Annotated in this window: 10 protein-coding genes; all 10 read right to left on the bottom strand. The window is 52.3% G+C overall.

All coding sequences use genetic code 11. The annotated features are described in order from the left end of the window. Positions 1-96 precede the first annotated feature (96 nt). The 10 genes from RI501_RS05965 to RI501_RS05920 all read right to left on the bottom strand — a co-directional run bounded on the left by RI501_RS05965 (position 97) and on the right by RI501_RS05920 (position 17,225). Positions 97-1,968 carry a protein kinase family protein gene (locus tag RI501_RS05965; RefSeq protein ID WP_313820795.1) on the bottom strand — a complete coding sequence of 624 codons (1,872 nt, stop codon included), beginning with the start codon at positions 1,966-1,968 and terminating at the stop codon, positions 97-99. 15 nt (positions 1,969-1,983) lie between these two features. Next, a complete protein-coding gene (locus RI501_RS05960) occupies positions 1,984-3,765 on the bottom strand; it encodes a CapA family protein (RefSeq protein ID WP_313820793.1) in 1,782 nt (593 codons plus the stop codon). Between the two features lie 155 nt (positions 3,766-3,920). Continuing rightward, positions 3,921-4,646: an NTP transferase domain-containing protein gene (locus tag RI501_RS05955; RefSeq protein WP_313820791.1), complete on the bottom strand. Its 726-nt coding sequence runs from the start codon at positions 4,644-4,646 to the stop codon at positions 3,921-3,923. A 2-nt stretch (positions 4,647-4,648) separates the two neighbouring features. Next, positions 4,649-6,295 (bottom strand): phosphotransferase, encoded by a 1,647-nt coding sequence (locus RI501_RS05950; protein ID WP_313820790.1) that lies wholly within the window; start codon positions 6,293-6,295, stop codon positions 4,649-4,651. Further along, a complete protein-coding gene (locus tag RI501_RS05945) occupies positions 6,292-6,687 on the bottom strand; it encodes an HAD family hydrolase (protein WP_057730116.1) in 396 nt (131 codons plus the stop codon). The genes RI501_RS05950 and RI501_RS05945 overlap by 4 nt, the downstream gene beginning before the upstream one ends. A 34-nt stretch (positions 6,688-6,721) precedes the next feature. Then, positions 6,722-8,275 (bottom strand): glycosyltransferase family 4 protein, encoded by a 1,554-nt coding sequence (locus RI501_RS05940; RefSeq protein ID WP_313820787.1) that lies wholly within the window; start codon positions 8,273-8,275, stop codon positions 6,722-6,724. Positions 8,276-8,288: 13 nt separating this feature from the next. Continuing rightward, on the bottom strand, positions 8,289-9,806 hold the full coding sequence (gene asp1 / locus RI501_RS05935; protein WP_313820785.1) for an accessory Sec system glycosyltransferase Asp1: 1,518 nt from the start codon (positions 9,804-9,806) through the stop codon (positions 8,289-8,291). 21 nt (positions 9,807-9,827) lie between these two features. Next, on the bottom strand, positions 9,828-10,031 hold the full coding sequence (locus RI501_RS05930; protein WP_057730121.1) for a hypothetical protein: 204 nt from the start codon (positions 10,029-10,031) through the stop codon (positions 9,828-9,830). A gap of 84 nt (positions 10,032-10,115) precedes the next feature. Next, entirely contained in the window at positions 10,116-11,681 is a 1,566-nt protein-coding gene (locus RI501_RS05925; RefSeq protein WP_313820782.1) for a glycosyl transferase family 1, read from the bottom strand. 129 nt (positions 11,682-11,810) lie between these two features. Next, positions 11,811-17,225, bottom strand: a complete 5,415-nt coding sequence (locus RI501_RS05920; RefSeq protein WP_396442511.1) for a hypothetical protein — start codon at positions 17,223-17,225, stop codon at positions 11,811-11,813. Positions 17,226-17,369: the final 144 nt, after the last annotated feature.

Genomic DNA, 17,369 nt, shown 5'->3' with positions numbered 1-17,369 from the left:
GGGGACACCAACTTTCAATTCGAATAGTCCCCATCTTGCGCGTCTAGCTCAAATTAATCAATCGCTTAGCTCCGGGGAGCGTGCCGTCTCATCCGTTTACGGCAACGTGTCGGTTGCTGGTACCAACAGTCCCTGAGCGACCGAATAGCGGTAAGCCTGTTCGTAGCGTGGGTACTTACCCTTTAACCGTTTTTCCAACTGCGTCCAGTACTTGGGATCATGGGTAACCTCTAAGACCATTTCTAAGACCCGTTGGCGGGCGTTGCCCTGCTTCGCCACCCGTAACCGGTCAATTTCGGTATCAAACAGGGCGACAAGTTCTGCCGGTTGTTGCCCGACTAACTGTTCAAAGGCGGCAAACCCGGTCGGGAAGAACCGTTCAAAGACGTACTTAGCTTGGACCACCGTGCTTTTTTCGACCGGTTGGCCCTGCTCCACAAAATACAAGTAACGTGCCAGGATGTACCCCGCAATTTCGGCGTTCATCTGGTGGTGCCGCACGTGAAAGCTACCGAAAAAATTAGTGATGCGCAACGCTTCGGCCTGATCCGCCGGCGACAACCTGCCCGCCCGTAATAGCCGGGCGACCATCAGCACACTAAAGCGGTTATCCGTCCGGGCGCTACTCATGAGATACGGTGCACTATCCTGCGGGGCTATCTCGTGAGCAAACCAGAAATTAAGCAACACCCGGCTGGCATTACCGCTCTGCTCGCACTCCCGCCACAACGCCCGTTCCTGTTCGGTGGTCAGACCGGGCAACCGGTAAGCTACGGATTCCACGTAATCAGCGGCCTGTTCCTTAAGCTCCGGGGTAATTTGGCGTAACCAGGGGTGCGGCGAAAAGTCTTGATTGGCCGCAAAGGTCTGAAGTTCTTGGTATTCGGTCGCCGTCATCTTCCCAACCAGCTGATCATTGGGTTGCCGTAAGAGGTGTAAGAGCCGCTTGGTCGCGGTCTCCGTCACCACCGGTTGCGCGGGTGCGGGCGTTTTTTTCCGCCACCACCGTGACTTGGGTGCGGCATCATCCGGCAATGATTGCGCCAAGAAGGTGTCCAGGACCGCTTGCGAATTCAACGTCACGCCCAGTTCGTCGTGGACCAGGTGGCGAACCTGCCCCGAGTGAAAAAGGTCCGAAAACTCGATGGGCCCACTGATCTCCCCTAACCGCTTTTGGCTGAGGAGACTCCCGATACGAAAATGCGTCGCTAGTAGGCCAAAGTAGGCGGCGTACAGACGGTGAAAGAACTGCGGAAACTGGGTACCCCCGTTGCGGGTGTAGGTGTCGAGATCACCCAACAAGAATTGAAAATTAATTACCCGGTAGTAGTCGCGTAAGACCGGATAGTCTCGGATGAACGGGTAAATGAAGAACTGAATATTGGCGACTAGCCCTCGTTTAAAGGTCAGCGCCGCAAAATCAAAGTTCAACAATTTCGCCACGTCCTGTCGGTACCCCAGAAACGAGAAATCGGCGAATTGCAGCAGCCGCCCGGTCCGGGCCTTGAAAATCGCGATTTGGCGGTCAAACTCGCGGGGCAAACTGGTGAGTCCCCGTTGCTTTTGCACGGCCGCCACGTAAGGTAACGGTTCGGGCTCGTCCAGCATCTGAATTAGCCGCCGAGTGGTGGGCATCGCCCGATCAGTTCTGGTCTTTAGTACCATAGCATCTTCTGGAATCATATCCAGCGCTGCTTGAATTTGGGTTGCTTGACGCCAATAATTAACGGAACCCGTGGTCGTCTCCCCAATCGTTTGATCGATTGGTTTAGACGTCACCACGGCCACCTGATTAGTGGCTAACTGTTGGGCGAGCCCCGGTACCGTCGCCACTTCACCTTCCCAGGTGCTTAAGACAACCCCTTGGATAATGCCTTGATCCCGACACCGTAAAAGGTAATCCAGCATCAACCGAAAATCGACCTGATCCCGTAACGTTCCACAAATCACTGCCCATACCGTTCTCACATTAACAACTCCTAGCTATCGTCCAAGATTGAATTGGAGACTTTTGTCTTCTCGATTAATGTTCCATTCCGAGAGATCACTTTTTTTCTGAATAAGTCCCTGGATAATTTGTTCAAAATCTGCCGCTGTCACCCAATTGGGTTGAAATTTAGTCATCTGATTATTCGCCTGGATAAATCGCAGGGTGCATCCGACGGTCGGCTTACCCCAGCAAATCTCCAAAAGACCACCGTATGGCAACGCGGTGGGATAGGTGGCAAACTCACCATCACTATTAAAAAATGCGTCCCCTAAGCCATAGATCACCGGATGGCCATCTAGCATCTCTATCCCCTGCAAGGCGTGCGCACCGTGTCCCACAATCATGTCTGCTCCCGCCGCCACCAACTGTTTTGCCAACCGCCGTTGTTTAGTGGTGACATCTCTAAAGTCTACGCCCCAGTGCGGCGAAACAACGATTAAGTTCTGCGGGTGATCCTGACGTTCCTTTTTTATTTTTGCCAGAAGGACTCCCGTGATGGGCGCTACTCCCCATTTATCAATCAATGGGTACACGTTCAATTGCCGATAATTCCTGTCGTTATACCAATATCCGTTAAACACGGTGAGCGTGCCCTGGCCGGTTTTAATCCGCAAGGGAACGGTCGCCTCGTCGATATCTCGTCCCACCCCGATATGCGTCATCTTGGCCTGATCCAAATACTTAACCGACTCACGTAATCCGGATTCTTCATAATCCGCCCCATGATTGTTCGCCATCAACGCAACGTTTAAATTCGCCCGCTTAAATGCCGCCAATGTGGGTTGGGGCTGACTGCCCAATACAAATTTCTTTAATTGCCACAGGCGAGAATCCTTTAAATCATCAACTAAGGCCGATTCCATATTAAAAATATTCAAATCCGTTTGTTGCAAGTATGACTGTAGTTTTTCAAATGTATAGTTATATCCTTGCGTAACCAAGGGATCCCACCGGTTTCTTTTCTGCCGGCGCGCCGTGTAAAATTCTCCCGGGTAAACATCTCCAATAATTGTTATGGTTGGCTCCTTAGCCCTCACCGCAAGTTGGGGCGTCGCATAGTCCGAGTCGCCATTTTGTAAAGCCGTGGTCTTTTGGTGCACCAGCTGCGACAAGACGACCTCCCGATCGTAACTACTCGTCGCCCCCAAAACTACATACAGATAGCGCCGATCAAACGCAATCGCGGACTCACCATTTTGGCCCCAAAAATAGCCTCCCAGCAATTGTCCCTTTTTTACTAACATCGTTGAAGCATAGAAATATTTTTCATGCTGGACAACGTCCGTCTGATGTAGCAAATCCAAATTCTCTGACGGTAAGTGACTCAACAAAATCCCCAGGGTGATCAAGTCTTTTCCACTGTAAGTTTGTTTAACCGTTTGCCGGACCCGTCCCGTTTGGTTGGCAAGGGCTCCCTTTAAACTTTCGTAGCCAGGTAACGAGCGGTACCAACTACTCATCTTTCTAGCGGTCTGTTCTCGAACCATTTGACAAATGGCTAGCGCCACGATGGGTTCCGAAGTGGTTAGCATCAAATTGAGTAATTGTCGCGCATTGACCCGTTCATTAACTGAAAATAGAGAGGTTCGCTGGTCGTGCTTTAATAATTCCGCTGTTACAGTGAGGGTGGTTGTCGGTAAAATTCTTTGATTGCTCATTAGCCTCAAAAAAATTAAAAGTGTGGCCACGTTACCTAATCCAGCATTCACGACCGTTTGTTCATCACCGATACTCTGACAAATTTTGTGCTGCTCTAAATCATACTTTTGCGCCAAAGACACAACCGCTTCACCTCTCTTCCTCAAAACTCACGTTGAATTGGATTTCTTCGCTGATCCTGCATTAATCCAACTTCAATTTCATCTCGAATTGTGCATAAACAATGGCCCGGTCGCTTTTCCAGCCATCACCCCCGTGCCTACATGTCGCCCTATTCCGCAGGGACCTCATCTCGAAAGACCGCCAACTCTTCGGGCGTCCCTAAGACGTGCACGGCGTCGGCCGGAATCGTCTTGACCGTGATGGTCCCCCGGTGTTCTTGAATGAAGTAATGGTAAAACGGGGCCACGTAGGTCTCCCCGTAATCTCTGCGGACGTCCGCAGCGTGGTGGTGATACAGCCCCGCAAAATCCACGAATCGGTCGAAATAGTAAAACCCGACCGACGCTAAATCAGAGATTCGTCGCTTCTCGACCACGTCGACCACGTGGTCCTGATCGTCAAGCTTGACGAACGACCAATGATCGCCGGGCGCCTTAAACGTGGTCAAATGACCGTCGCATGCTGCCAAATCCGCGCGTAAGATGTGACCCGGTTCCACGTAGGTATCGATGTTATAGATGGCCACCCCCTCGTGGGGATTCATGGCCGGCATGGCCGCCATCACGGTAGCCGCCTGTCCCGACGTCACGGCATCGATTGGGACGATTTCGTAGTTCTCAATTTCTGCCGCGGCAATCAACTGTTTCAACTGGTCGCGGTCATAGGCGCCTTGCCGGACCACGAACACAAACTTTTCATTTTTAAAATCGCGTAACGAGTCCATGGCCCACTCAAAGAGCGTGCGGCCCCGTACCACAATTTCGTGCTTCGGCTGAGTATAGCCCACCTGCCGAAAGCGCGACCCGCGGCCCGCCATTGTAATCACAACTTGCATGGTTATCCCTCCGTTATCTTCGCCATAAACGGCGCAAACTTGGTGACGCCAACCGCCAACATGGCTTTTTGCCGCTGTGGCTTATCCTGGTGGAGCGGAATCATACTCAAGAAGAGCAGTGATTCGATCAATTGCACCTGCCGGTAGGTCGCCGCATCGCCTAAATGCTCACGTAACCGCTGCTCGAATAATTCGCCGACCTGCCGTTCGTTCCCCGTCACGTCGAGTTCGTAATCGATCTGCCCCGTCGTATCCGCACTGACCTTGAACATGTCGGAAATGATGTAATCGTATTTCCCCGAGAAACTGTGCATCATTTTGGCGTAATCGTACTTGGCGTCCCCGTAAATATCGAACCGGCCGAACTTCCCCCGGAGATCGATCAATCGCATCACGTGTTGGGCGTTGTCGTACAACACGTTACTCATGCAAAAGTCCCCGTGGATCACGCTAAAGTGGTCACCGGTCAGCACCCCGGATTGGGCCAACACGGCTGGCAGCGCTGTCAAAATTTCCGTGATGCTGGGGTAAGTTTGCCCGTTGATTACCAAGGGTTGTTCGGCGATTTGGGCAAAGAATTCTTGTTCGTCAACTAGCCGGTTCAAGCGGTCAACCGTTTTATTCAAATACATTTCCGCAACGGTCTCCTGGTATTCGTCCGGAGCCACTTGGACTCGATATTGTCCCATTTCGGACCGCAGGAAGAACAGTTCATCAACGATTTCGCGCCAGAATCCCAATTCTAGGTTTCCGTAAAGAAACAAATTATGCAGACTTTCATAGGAAAAATATTCCATCTCCACGAACGGCGCGTTGTAGTTTAGCGAGTAGTCAAAAATTCGGGGCGCTAAGTACGCCAAATTCTTGGGTAACTTCAGGTACCACTGGATCTCTCCCAAGAACTTATCGACGTCGGTACTTTCTTTCCGTAAAATTCCCCGTTGCGAGTCAATGGTAGTGTGGTTAAAGAAGCGGGCTTCCACGGCTTGCTTGGCTTCCACGTACTTATCACTATGCCCGAAGTCCAGCCAGTGCTGCGCGGTCAGTGGCGTTAGTGGATAGACTTGATTGTAACGACACAGGTTGGTGTAAAAATCCTGATCAGCTTGCCAATAGTCGCTTAACCAGTCCCCCGCTTGGAGGGTGAAGACACCGACTGCGGCTTGTAAATCCGTGGTCGGTTGTGTCGGCACCACCTTATCGTTAAAGGTCAATTGCTGCTGGTCATCAACCGTCACGGTAGTCCACCGACCGGCGTCCCCCACGGGATGGGTCCAAACCACGTCGGGCTGGGTGATATCTTCAACGGTAACTACGGTGTCCCCAAAGACCAGCGTCAACGTCCCTAAAGGCCCCTGGTCCTGCAGCTGCGCCAAAACCTGGGCCACCGATTCGCTCAGCGTCAACCCGTCGGCGACCTCTAAGGGTTGAATCGCCAGTTCCCGGTATTGAACGTAATCGGTGATTGTGGTGTCGGTTGCGTTGACCGCAATGAACAGCCGATCGTAGACGTCAAGGTATTGGGCCACGGTGCGGTCGAGAATCCGTTCCCCGTCGGTCACGGGAATCATCGCTGGATAGATGGCCCCGAAGTTTTGCTGCATGTCTTCGGCAACCTTTGCGGCCGAGAGCATTACTAAGGTTTTCAATGCACGTCACGCTCCTTATCTACTAGGGCTTCGAGTTCTGCCGGGGTGTGGTTGAGAAATTCACTGGGGCGAAACGCCCGGTCGTCGATGTAGTAACCACCCCGGCCGGCCCAGGGTTTGCCGAACATGATTTCATCGTACGGCACATCGTAGCGGTCTAACCATTTGGCCGTAACGGGGGCCGTGTACTTGTTGATCTGGCCCAAGTTGCCGTTGTAGGTCCGCATCTGGCGCGAGGTGAATAACACGATCCGAAATCCAGCCGTTTGGTAGGTTCTTAACTGCTCAATCACGCTGGGCTTCGGGGCCACATCGAGGTAACTTTGTTCGGGTGTCTTGAGGTCGCATAAGGTGCCGTCAATGTCGACAATTAAGCTGGTTGTTTGATCCATAATGGCATTCCCCCCATTGGTCTGCGTGAATCACTTAGCCGAGTGTGGCCGCGATTGGTTGCGCTGTGCGGGTCGTTTGCTGATCGAAGTAGTCCAAGAGTTCCTGCCACTTGGCAAACACGGCGTCTTCGGAGTAGCGCTGAGCGTTAGCGTAAGCGGCTTGCCGGTACTCATCAAGCTGCTTCGGGTCGGCAAGCAATTGCCGCATGGCCGTCGCCAGTTGATCGACCTGTCCGTCTTGGGTCAGCACCCCGCTGACACCGTCTTGAATGATGTCGCTAGGCCCGTATTTAACGTCGTTGGCAATCATCGGTACCCCGTGGGCCTGAGCTTCCAGTAAGGTTAAGGAGAACCCTTCCGCTCGACTTGGCAGTACGCCTAACACGGCCCGGTTATAAACGGCATTGATGTCGTCGGTGTAGCCCTTAAACAGGACGCTGTCTTCAAGGTGCAGGTCCGCGACCTGTTGACGTAGCGCCTTAGCCGCATCCCCGTTAGCGTACCCCCACAGTTCGAGCTTGGCCGCCGGAAAGTCTTGGTGGATCCGGGCAAAGGCTTCAATCGAATGGTTCTGTTGCTTTTCGGGCGCCAACCGCGCCACGTGCACGATCAGATCCTTTTGACGCTGGGCTTCCGTGACCTGCGGCGCCGCTAACGTCTGATCACTGACGTAACCCACCGGAATCGTGAAGGCCGGGATGTTAGTCCCAAACCGCGCCGCCACGTCACGCGATTGTTCCGGCGTGGCCGAAATCACCGCGTCCCATTGCCGCCAGTTGTCCAACGCGTTTTGGTAATTGTTGTTCAACGGCGAGTGCAACATGTCGCTGGCGTCACTCACGTGATTGTTGTGGAGGTGTAAGACCCGGTAAACTGGTGTGCGCATGTGGAACAGGCCCCAGTCGCACTCCACGGTCCGGTCACAAATCATCACGTTGGTTTCCCCGTTGGCGTTAAGTTCGTCGTAGAAGAACCGCGTCAATTCGTTCATCCCCCGGAAGGTCCAACTGCCCTGCTTGTAGTTCAGGACCCGCCAGCTGATGCTTTCCTGGCCGGCCCGGTTCAAGAGGTGACTCTTTTCCACGTGGACCTGCCCGTCGGGACCGAAATACTGTTCGAGGGCGATTTTGCCGTCCCAATCGAAGTTTTGTTCCAGGCATTTAAAGCCCCGCACGTCCCACCAGGTCATCTTCAACGTTCGGCCGTTAACGTCGAAGTACTGAATATTGCTAATCTCGTCCGACTGTGCATCACGTAAATAAATGATCATCAGCAGTTTGCCTTGTACGAAGACCTGACACTGTTTATCTTTACGCGTCTGCGTGCTATTCAGGGGCAACGCCAAGGATTGTAAGGTTACCTTGCGGGTGGGCACTTCGGCACTCCCACAGAAGAATTCGAATAAGTTCACGAAATTTTGTCGGTCGATGTGGGCCTGGGCCAACACGTCGGTCAGGTTCATGGCAAACATCCGGGTGACGATTTTGGCGGGAACACCGTGTTTTTGGAACAACCGCAACCGCATGATTTCGGCATGTTCAATTCCCGATTTAGAAAATTGTAGATTATCGTTTAAGAAATAGTACATCGTGCTTCCTCCTTTACGCCAACACACGTTGCCAGCGGTTCCAAACTTTTCGGTGGGTCCAGGTGGTATGGGCATCTTGATAAGCAGCTGTGCTTAGCTTGGTCAGCTTGGCTGGGTCCTGGAACAGGCCCGCAATCTTCTCGGCCATCGCCAACGGATTACCCGGAGCAATCAGGTAACCGTTTTGATCGGAGGTTACCAGCTCCTTGACCCCATAGTTGAACGGGTAGCTGACCACCGGAATGCCGTGGGCCATGGCTTCCAACATCGCTAGGGGTTCGGCATCGGCCAGTGACATGTTAGCCATCACCTGATACTGATCATATTTTTGGACGAGTTGGGGATCATAGTCCTTGAAGGTCACCTGTCCCGTTAACTTCAGTTCGGCGACCAAGTCCGTCATCTGTTGCACGTACTCTGGTTGGCCGTATCCATACAGATCAAACATGGCGTCGGGAACCCGGTCTTTGACCAACGCAAACATTCGCAGCAGTTGGTCAATTTGCTTGTCTGGGGCGATTCGTCCCGCATAAAGTAGGCTGTGGGCCCGCCGCAGATTCTGGGCTACCGGTTGAGCCTCGGCCCCTGTTTTGGCCAGCGGCGTCGTGGTCACCGGTGGAATCGCCGTGACCTTAATTCCCGGAAAACGGGCCGTAAGGTGTTCGGCCTGCTTGGCACTAGCCGTCACGAAGCCATCAAATTGTTGATAATGGTCGAACGCGGGCTGTAAGAACCCGTCCAGCTCCGCGTGTAATGGGTCGTTAGGATTGCGGACGTGGTTAATGGGGAGGTACAGAATCTTACGCGCCGCATTGGTTAAGCCCAACAACGGTTTGACCGCCGTCCCCGGGCGATCCCCAATGAAGGTGGTTTGGCCTTGATCTTGACGAGCTAATTCCTCCAAGAAGAAGGCAAACAGGTCGTCGGCGTTCTGGAAGAAGCGATCGCCCTTGCCCTGATAGTCCTTCAAGATAATTCGTGACGTGAGCGGATTGCCCGCCGTATCGGGCACCAGGTACTCGTCCATCACAATGCGGCCTTGCGGCGTGTAGTAACGTTGCATCATCAATTTGCCATTTTGTCCGAAGTACTGGGTCGTTGACTTAAAGCCCCGCCAATCCCATAAATCCGTTTCGATGGCGTTCCCCTGGACGTCGAGAAACTCTTGGTAGAAGACCCGGCCAATGGTTCCCGGAATGAATCCCACGTGACTGGTCAACATGTCGCCGTCAGCCACCTTGCTGACGTTGGCACCCACCGTGATTTCGGATTCTACGGGTAGATGTAAATCGGTCGTATGAATGACCTGCGGCGTCACCGCCGTGGCTTCCTGGAAGAAGTCGTACATGTTGACCACCGCCGAATCGGTCAACTCGAAATCGGTGAGCGTGCGGTGCAGGAGCCGGTCATAGATCTTAGTTACGATTTGGGCCGGCTGGTGGTAATGGTTGAAGAGTTTCACCCGGTTCATGGCCGTATGTTCCACACTCGAATTTTTTTGTAAGATGTATTCGTTAATAAAATAGTACACAGCACTCACTCCATTTCTCGTTTAATTTTCCCACGGGTATTTCCCGTTCTTATCCCGCTTGGTGTGCTTCATCATATAGGCGGTCCGTTCATCCATGCGCTTACGGGTCTTTTTTTTGTTCCGGGCCCGCATCACTAGGACCAGCACGCCCAGAATCACGAACAGTAGCATCCGAATGAAGAATTGGATGCGTTTATAGGCAATGGCGGCGGCTAAAATCGTCATCTAATCCCCCCTTGATTCGCGTAGTCGTAGTAGTTGATCAACCCGGAAAGGAAGTGTTCACAGTCGTCGATTCTGGTCCGGAAATTATCGTGGCGGGCAAAGAACCCCCCCGATAAACTTTTCGGGATAGTAGAAGTACATCGCTAACTCCGGCTGGAAGCTGCCGGTCAATAGTTCGTAACCGGCCCGGTAGCGCCATGCCTGCCGCAACCGACCGAGATCGTATGGTTCCAACAAATCCTCATTACCAGTGCGCTTGATCACGTCGGTCATCTTGACCGCCGCGTTCAGCAATTCGAGTAACGTCGGGTACGCCGTGTCCCGTTGCTCGATGAAGGTTAGATGGTCGTAAACGTTTTGCAGGCCCATCTGCATATAGTCTCGGTTGGCCGGAAAGATCTGCAAGGCCTCATTAATGGCGTAGGACAACCAGTGATCGTGATACTTGCCGTAGTTGTGGGCCACCATGAAATCAAGTGTTTGTTGGATCAAGTGAGCCACGGCATCGTCCTGGGTAATTTGATATAACCGGGCTAACGCAAAGGTGATTTCACCTTCGTAGTAGATGATGCGGAAGGCTTCCTTGACGGTCAGGTCGGGGTTCAACACGTGATTGAACCGTCCCGACGGTTGCAAGAATCGGGTCACGCCGTGGTAGGTTTCCAAAAGAACGGGAAGAAACTCCTCATCGTGCGCAACCTCCTGGTACTTGCAGAGCGCTAAGATCAGCATGGCTTGCGCGCCCAACTTTAATTCCGGCGTCTTGTTCTTACGTTGCTCCACCACGAAGCGGGCCCCGTCCGTGATGGTGGTCAACTGGTCAATGCCCCACTGAATCGCCTGCTTGACTGCCGGTAGGTCCGCCGTCTGCCCCGTAAACGCGATGGCTTCCAACAAGGCGTAAATGGACGAAAAGTGCCGCACGGTATTGTAACTACTAAGAATGCGCTGCTGGGCGGGATAGTAACCATAAATGAACTTACCATCAGGCTTGATCTGTCGTTGTAGGAACCGTTCCCCCGCATCAATGGTGGTTCGTAGCGTTCCGTTGAGGTCGGTGAGTTGGCGAATCCCCCGACTCGGCGCCGATTGGTCTAATTCGTAAATCTGGTCCCCGTCAAAGAAAATTCCCGCCGTTAAAAAGGTCCAGACATAGGGCGTCTGCGTCAACTCTGGCACGGTTTGGCCGTTCCGCCGAGTCAGATACCGTTGAACGGCCGCGAAATCGATCCAGCTAGCCGACGCGTTTTTCCCAATCTTATGTTGTGGACCGGGCTTAAAGAAGGCGTGACCGTTGATTTCCATTTCCAGGAGCGCCGTGTGAAATTCGGCATCAAAACTGACGCCTTGCCGCCAATAGTTCATGCGTGGCATCGCTTTCAATTTCTCCTGTAACTGCACTAACGTGATCCGTTGAATCGACTGGACGACGTCAATCCGTACCCAACTCGTCAATGGAGTGGCCGCTAGTGCGTCAGCAATCTGGTCCCAGGCCTGATTAAAGCTGGTCCCTTGAACAAATTGCACGGTCGCTCGGTGACGCTTATCGGAAACGGATAAGGCTAACCGTACCGTTCCCGTCGCCACGTCCTGAACGTTTCCGAGATTTACCACGTGCATTTTCAATTCTTTGATTGCTGACTTTTTCATTGGATCACCCTCCTGAATGTTTTTTGAAAATTTTATGTATGATACGTCATAGTTCGACCTATGACGTATCTGTTATTTAACTTGATTGTACTAACCTAATTTGAATATCGAAACTAATTAGACTCAGTTTTACTTATCATTTTGCTTACGTCGCTTACCGAAGAACCACCAGGAACCGCCCCCAGCGGCAATCAGAGCCGCAAGTGCGCCCCAAAGGGTCTTGGCATGATTCGTTTCCTTGGCTGGGTCCGTCTGGTTAGCACTATTCGTGGCATCATCCGCCGTCCCGCTCGTCGTTGCGCCAGCCGCGGCTTGCTTGGATTGCTTATCTGCTGGCGACTTTGAACTATCAGTTGAGTCACTCACAGCCTGGTCTGTTGCTGACGCTGCTGTGAGATCAACCACCGGCGCTGCCGTCGTTGCCGCATCAGTCGTCCCTGCCGGTGCAGCTAATGCAGTTGGCACTGCTGACGTTGTGATCGTTTGACCAGCAGATGCTGGTGTTCCGTAGCTAACCGGAGCAACGGTGGCATTAGCACCGCCCGTAGCTGCGCTGGTCGTGTTACCACCATTGTTAGTGCCACCACTGGTGTTGGCGCCAGAACCGGTGTTAGTGCCAGAACCCGTTCCATTTCCGGAATCGACTCCCAGATCACCACCGCCACCAGAGTCAATATCAGAATCACTGTCGGAATCCAGGTCACTGTCAGAATCTCCGCCAGAACCAGAACCGCTACCAGAATTGTTATCGGAGTCGCTGTCAGAGTCTGAATCGCTGTCCGTGTCGGAGTCACTGTCGGAATCGGAATCACTGTCGGAATCCGAGTCGCTATCTGAATCTGAGTCACTATCCGTGTCGGAGTCACTATCCGAATCCGAGTCACTATCCGAATCCGAGTCACTGTCGGAATCTGAGTCGCTATCTGAATCTGAGTCACTATCGGAATCAGAATCACTGTCGGAATCGGAATCGCTATCCGCGTCCGAGTCACTGTCGGAGTCCGAGTCGCTATCTGAATCCGAGTCACTATCCGAATCCGAGTCACTGTCAGAGTCGGAATCAGAGTCGCTGTCCGTGTCCGAGTCACTGTCAGAGTCTGAATCGCTGTCAGAATCAGAGTCGCTATCAGAGTCTGAATCACTGTCTGCGTCAGAATCACTGTCGGAATCGGAGTCGCTATCTGAATCAGAATCACTGTCGGAATCAGAGTCGCTGTCGGAGTCTGAGTCGCTGTCGGAGTCTGAGTCGCTATCTGAATCGGAGTCGCCGTCAGAGTCTGAATCGCTATCAGAGTCTGAATCGCTATCTGCATCGGAATCACTATCCGAATCTGAGTCACTGTCAGAGTCTGAATCGCTGTCAGAATCAGAGTCGCTATCAGAGTCTGAATCACTGTCTGCGTCAGAATCACTGTCAGAATCTGAGTCGCTATCGGAATCAGAATCACTATCCGAATCGGCATCACTGTCGGAATCTGAGTCGCTATCGGAATCGGCATCACTGTCGGAATCTGAATCGCTGTCTGCATCAGAGTCGCTATCAGAGTCCGAATCACTGTCTGCGTCAGAATCACTATCCGTGTCGGAGTCGCTATCGGAATCAGAATCACTGTCGGAATCTGAGTCGCTGTCAGAATCGGCATCACTGTCGGAATCTGAATCACTGTCTGCATCAGAGTCGCTGTCAGAGTCGGAATCACTGTCAGAGTCCGAATCGCTGTCTGAATCAGAATCACCGTCAGAATCTGAATCGCTATCGGAATCGGTATCGCTATCAGAGTCGGAGTCGCTATCTGAATCGGAGTCGCTATCCGCATCAGAATCACTGTCGGAATCAGAGTCGGAATCACTGTCAGAATCTGAATCGCTATCGGAATCGGTATCGCTATCCGTATCTGAGTCGCTGTCAGAATCCGAATCACTATCGGAGTCGGAGTCACTGTCTGAGTCAGAATCACTATCCGCGTCTGAATCACTGTCGGAATCAGAATCACTATCCGCGTCAGAGTCGCTATCAGAATCCGAATCGCTATCTGTGTCAGAGTCACTGTCAGAATCCGAATCGCTGTCAGAGTCTGAGTCACTGTCTGCATCCGAATCACTATCGGAGTCCGAGTCACTGTCAGAATCGGAGTCGCTATCCGCGTCAGAGTCGCTATCCGCGTCAGAGTCACTGTCAGAATCGGCATCACTATCGGAATCGGAGTCACTGTCCGAGTCTGAATCACTATCCGAATCGGCATCACTGTCGGAGTCTGAGTCACTGTCAGAATCAGAATCACTATCGGAGTCCGCGTCGGAATCCGAATCACTATCCGAATCGGAGTCGCTATCTGAATCAGAGTCGCTGTCGGAATCGGCATCACTATCCGAGTCGGAATCACTGTCCGAGTCGGAGTCGCTATCCGCGTCCGAGTCACTGTCAGAATCAGAATCGCTGTCGGAATCGGAGTCGCTATCCGCGTTGGAGTCGCTGTCAGAGTCGGCATCACTATCGGAGTCTGAATCACTATCGGAATCGGAGTCACTGTCTGCATCCGAGTCACTGTCGGAGTCCGAGTCACTGTCAGAGTCGGAATCACTGTCAGAGTCCGAATCGCTGTCGGAATCAGAATCGCTATCTGAATCCGAATCACTGTCAGAATCTGAATCGCTATCGGAATCGGTATCGCTATCAGAGTCGGAATCACTGTCCGAATCCGAATCGCTATCTGAGTCAGAATCACTATCCGAGTCAGAATCACTATCCGAGTCAGAATCGCTGTCCGTGTCGGAGTCGCTGTCAGAGTCGGAGTCGCTGTCAGAGTCGGAATCACTATCCGTGTCCGAATCACTGTCCGAATCGCTGTCGGAGTCTGAATCGCTATCCGCATCAGAATCGCTATCAGAGTCTGAATCACTATCTGCATCCGAGTCACTATCGGAATCTGAATCACTGTCCGTGTCGGAGTCACTATCGGAATCTGAATCGCCGTCAGAGTCTGAATCGCTATCCGAGTCAGAATCGCTATCTGAATCGGCATCACTATCCGTGTCCGAATCACTGTCCGAATCGGTATCGCTATCTGAGTCGGAATCACTATCCGCGTCGGAGTCGCTATCTGAGTCTGAATCACTATCCGCGTCGGAGTCGCTATCTGAATCAGCATCACTGTCGGAATCAGAGTCGCTATCCGCGTCGGAGTCACTGTCAGAGTCCGAATCGCTGTCGGAGTCCGAATCACTATCCGCGTCAGAGTCGCTATCTGAATCAGAGTCACTGTCGGAATCGGAATCACTATCCGAGTCTGAATCACTGTCGGAGTCCGAATCACTATCCGAGTCTGAATCACTATCCGAGTCTGAATCACTGTCGGAGTCCGAATCACTATCCGCGTCAGAGTCGCTGTCTGCATCCGAGTCACTATCCGAGTCTGAATCGCTATCCGAGTCTGAATCACTGTCGGAGTCCGAATCACTATCCGCGTCAGAGTCGCTGTCTGCATCCGAATCACTGTCAGAATCGGTATCGCTATCCGAATCGGAGTCACTGTCAGAGTCGGAATCACTATCCGAATCCGAATCACTATCGGAATCGGCATCACTATCCGAATCTGAGTCGCTATCTGAATCTGAGTCGCTGTCGGAATCGGAATCACTATCGGAGTCCGAGTCGCTATCTGCATCCGAATCACTGTCAGAATCGGCATCACTATCGGAGTCCGAGTCGCTATCTGAATCCGAATCACTGTCAGAATCTGAGTCACTGTCTGCATCCGAATCGCTATCCGTATCTGAGTCGCTGTCAGAGTCCGAATCGCTATCTGCATCCGAATCGCTGTCGGAATCAGAATCACTATCGGCGTCTGAATCACTATCTGCATCCGAGTCGCTGTCGGAATCAGAATCACTGTCAGAATCAGAATCACTGTCAGAATCCGAATCGCTGTCAGAGTCGGAGTCACTGTCTGCATCCGAATCGCTGTCGGAATCCGAGTCACTATCTGCATCCGAATCGCTGTCGGAATCAGAATCACTATCGGCGTCTGAACCACTATCTGCATCCGAGTCGCTGTCGGAATCAGAATCACTGTCAGAATCAGAATCACTGTCAGAATCCGAATCGCTGTCAGAGTCGGAGTCACTGTCAGAATCCGAATCACTATCGGAGTCCGAGTCACTGTCAGAATCGGAGTCGCTGTCCGCATCAGAATCACTATCGGAATCAGCATCACTGTCGGAATCACTGTCGGAATCCGAATCACTATCAGAGTCGGAATCACTGTCCGTGTCCGAGTCGCTGTCAGAGTCTGAATCACTATCGGAATCGGAGTCACTGTCCGAGTCTGAATCACTATCGGAGTCCGAATCACTATCAGAGTCGGAATCGCTGTCGGAGTCAGAATCGCTATCCGCATCAGAATCGCTATCAGAGTCGGAATCGCTATCGGAATCAGAGTCGCTATCCGTGTCCGAATCACTATCTGCATCGGAGTCGCTATCAGAGTCGGAATCACTATCGGAATCAGAGTCACTGTCCGAATCGGAATCACTATCAGAGTCAGAGTCGCTATCAGAGTCAGAGTCGCTATCTGAATCAGAATCACTATCCGAATCGGCATCACTGTCCGCGTCAGAGTCGCTATCTGAATCGGAATCACTGTCCGCGTCAGAGTCACTATCTGAGTCGGAGTCGCTATCTGAGTCGGAATCACTATCCGAATCAGAGTCACTGTCGGAATCGGCATCACTATCCGAGTCAGAATCACTATCAGAATCGGCATCACTGTCGGAGTCCGAATCACTATCCGCGTCAGAGTCGCTATCTGAATCCGAGTCACTATCTGAATCGGAATCACTGTCGGAATCGGAATCGCTATCTGCATCAGAGTCGCTGTCTGAATCCGAGTCACTATCTGAATCGGAATCACTGTCGGAATCGGAATCGCTATCCGCGTCCGAGTCACTATCGGAGTCAGAATCGCTATCTGTATCAGAATCACTGTCAGAATCGGAGTCGCTATCCGCGTCGGAATCGCTGTCCGAATCCGAGTCGCTGTCCGCGTCAGAATCACTATCTGAATCCGAATCACTATCGGAGTCAGAATCGCTGTCCGCATCAGAATCACTATCGGAGTCACTATCTGTGTCCGAGTCACTATCCGAATCGGAATCGCTATCTGCATCAGAGTCGCTATCCGAATCCGAGTCACTATCCGAATCGGCATCACTATCAGATTCTGATAGATCTTCCGCGGCCACCGCTAAGTCTGCATATGAATGAGCATCGTTGGCGGCACTTGAGGCTTTGTCTTTAGCCTCAGCTGCCGAGGACGCAGCCTGTGAAGCTTCTTTAGCATAGCTAGACGCCGCAGAGTTATCACCAGCAGCTTCAGCGGAACTAGCCGTTTCATAAGCGGTCGAGGCAGCTGCCGCAGCTGAGGAAGCCGCATCCGCCGCCGAACTGGCTACCGCGGCAGCCGAGACTGCCTGATCCGCGTAGGAACTCGCCGTTGAGTTCTTGTCAGCGTATTGGTTCGCAACGTTTCCGTAAGAACTAGCCACGCTAGCATAAACCCCGGCCTCATTGGCTGCCGAAGCGGCTAATGAAGCGGAAGATGAAGCCGCTTCACCCGCAGAAGAATTTACGGTCAGTTGTCCGGCCCCTAACGTGATACTGGAAGTCCCGGATTTAACCACTAAATAGTG

Origin of the sequence: Levilactobacillus zymae (assembly GCF_032190635.1) — a bacterium.
In the GTDB taxonomy this organism is placed as follows: Bacteria; Bacillota; Bacilli; order Lactobacillales; family Lactobacillaceae; genus Levilactobacillus; species Levilactobacillus zymae_A.
The sequence above is the reverse complement of the archived record's forward strand: the minus strand, read 5'-3'. Positions and strand labels throughout refer to the sequence as shown.

Excerpts from the sequence above, each read along its gene's own strand:
- RI501_RS05955 (WP_313820791.1), bottom strand. The coding sequence starts at position 4,646 with ATGCAAGTTGTGATTACAATGGCGGGCCGCGGGTCGCGCTTTCGGCAG.
- RI501_RS05945 (WP_057730116.1), bottom strand. The coding sequence starts at position 6,687 with ATGGATCAAACAACCAGCTTAATTGTCGACATTGACGGCACCTTATGC.
- RI501_RS05940 (WP_313820787.1), bottom strand. The coding sequence starts at position 8,275 with ATGTACTATTTCTTAAACGATAATCTACAATTTTCTAAATCGGGAATT.
- RI501_RS05930 (WP_057730121.1), bottom strand. The coding sequence starts at position 10,031 with ATGACGATTTTAGCCGCCGCCATTGCCTATAAACGCATCCAATTCTTC.
- RI501_RS05925 (WP_313820782.1), bottom strand. The coding sequence starts at position 11,681 with ATGAAAAAGTCAGCAATCAAAGAATTGAAAATGCACGTGGTAAATCTC.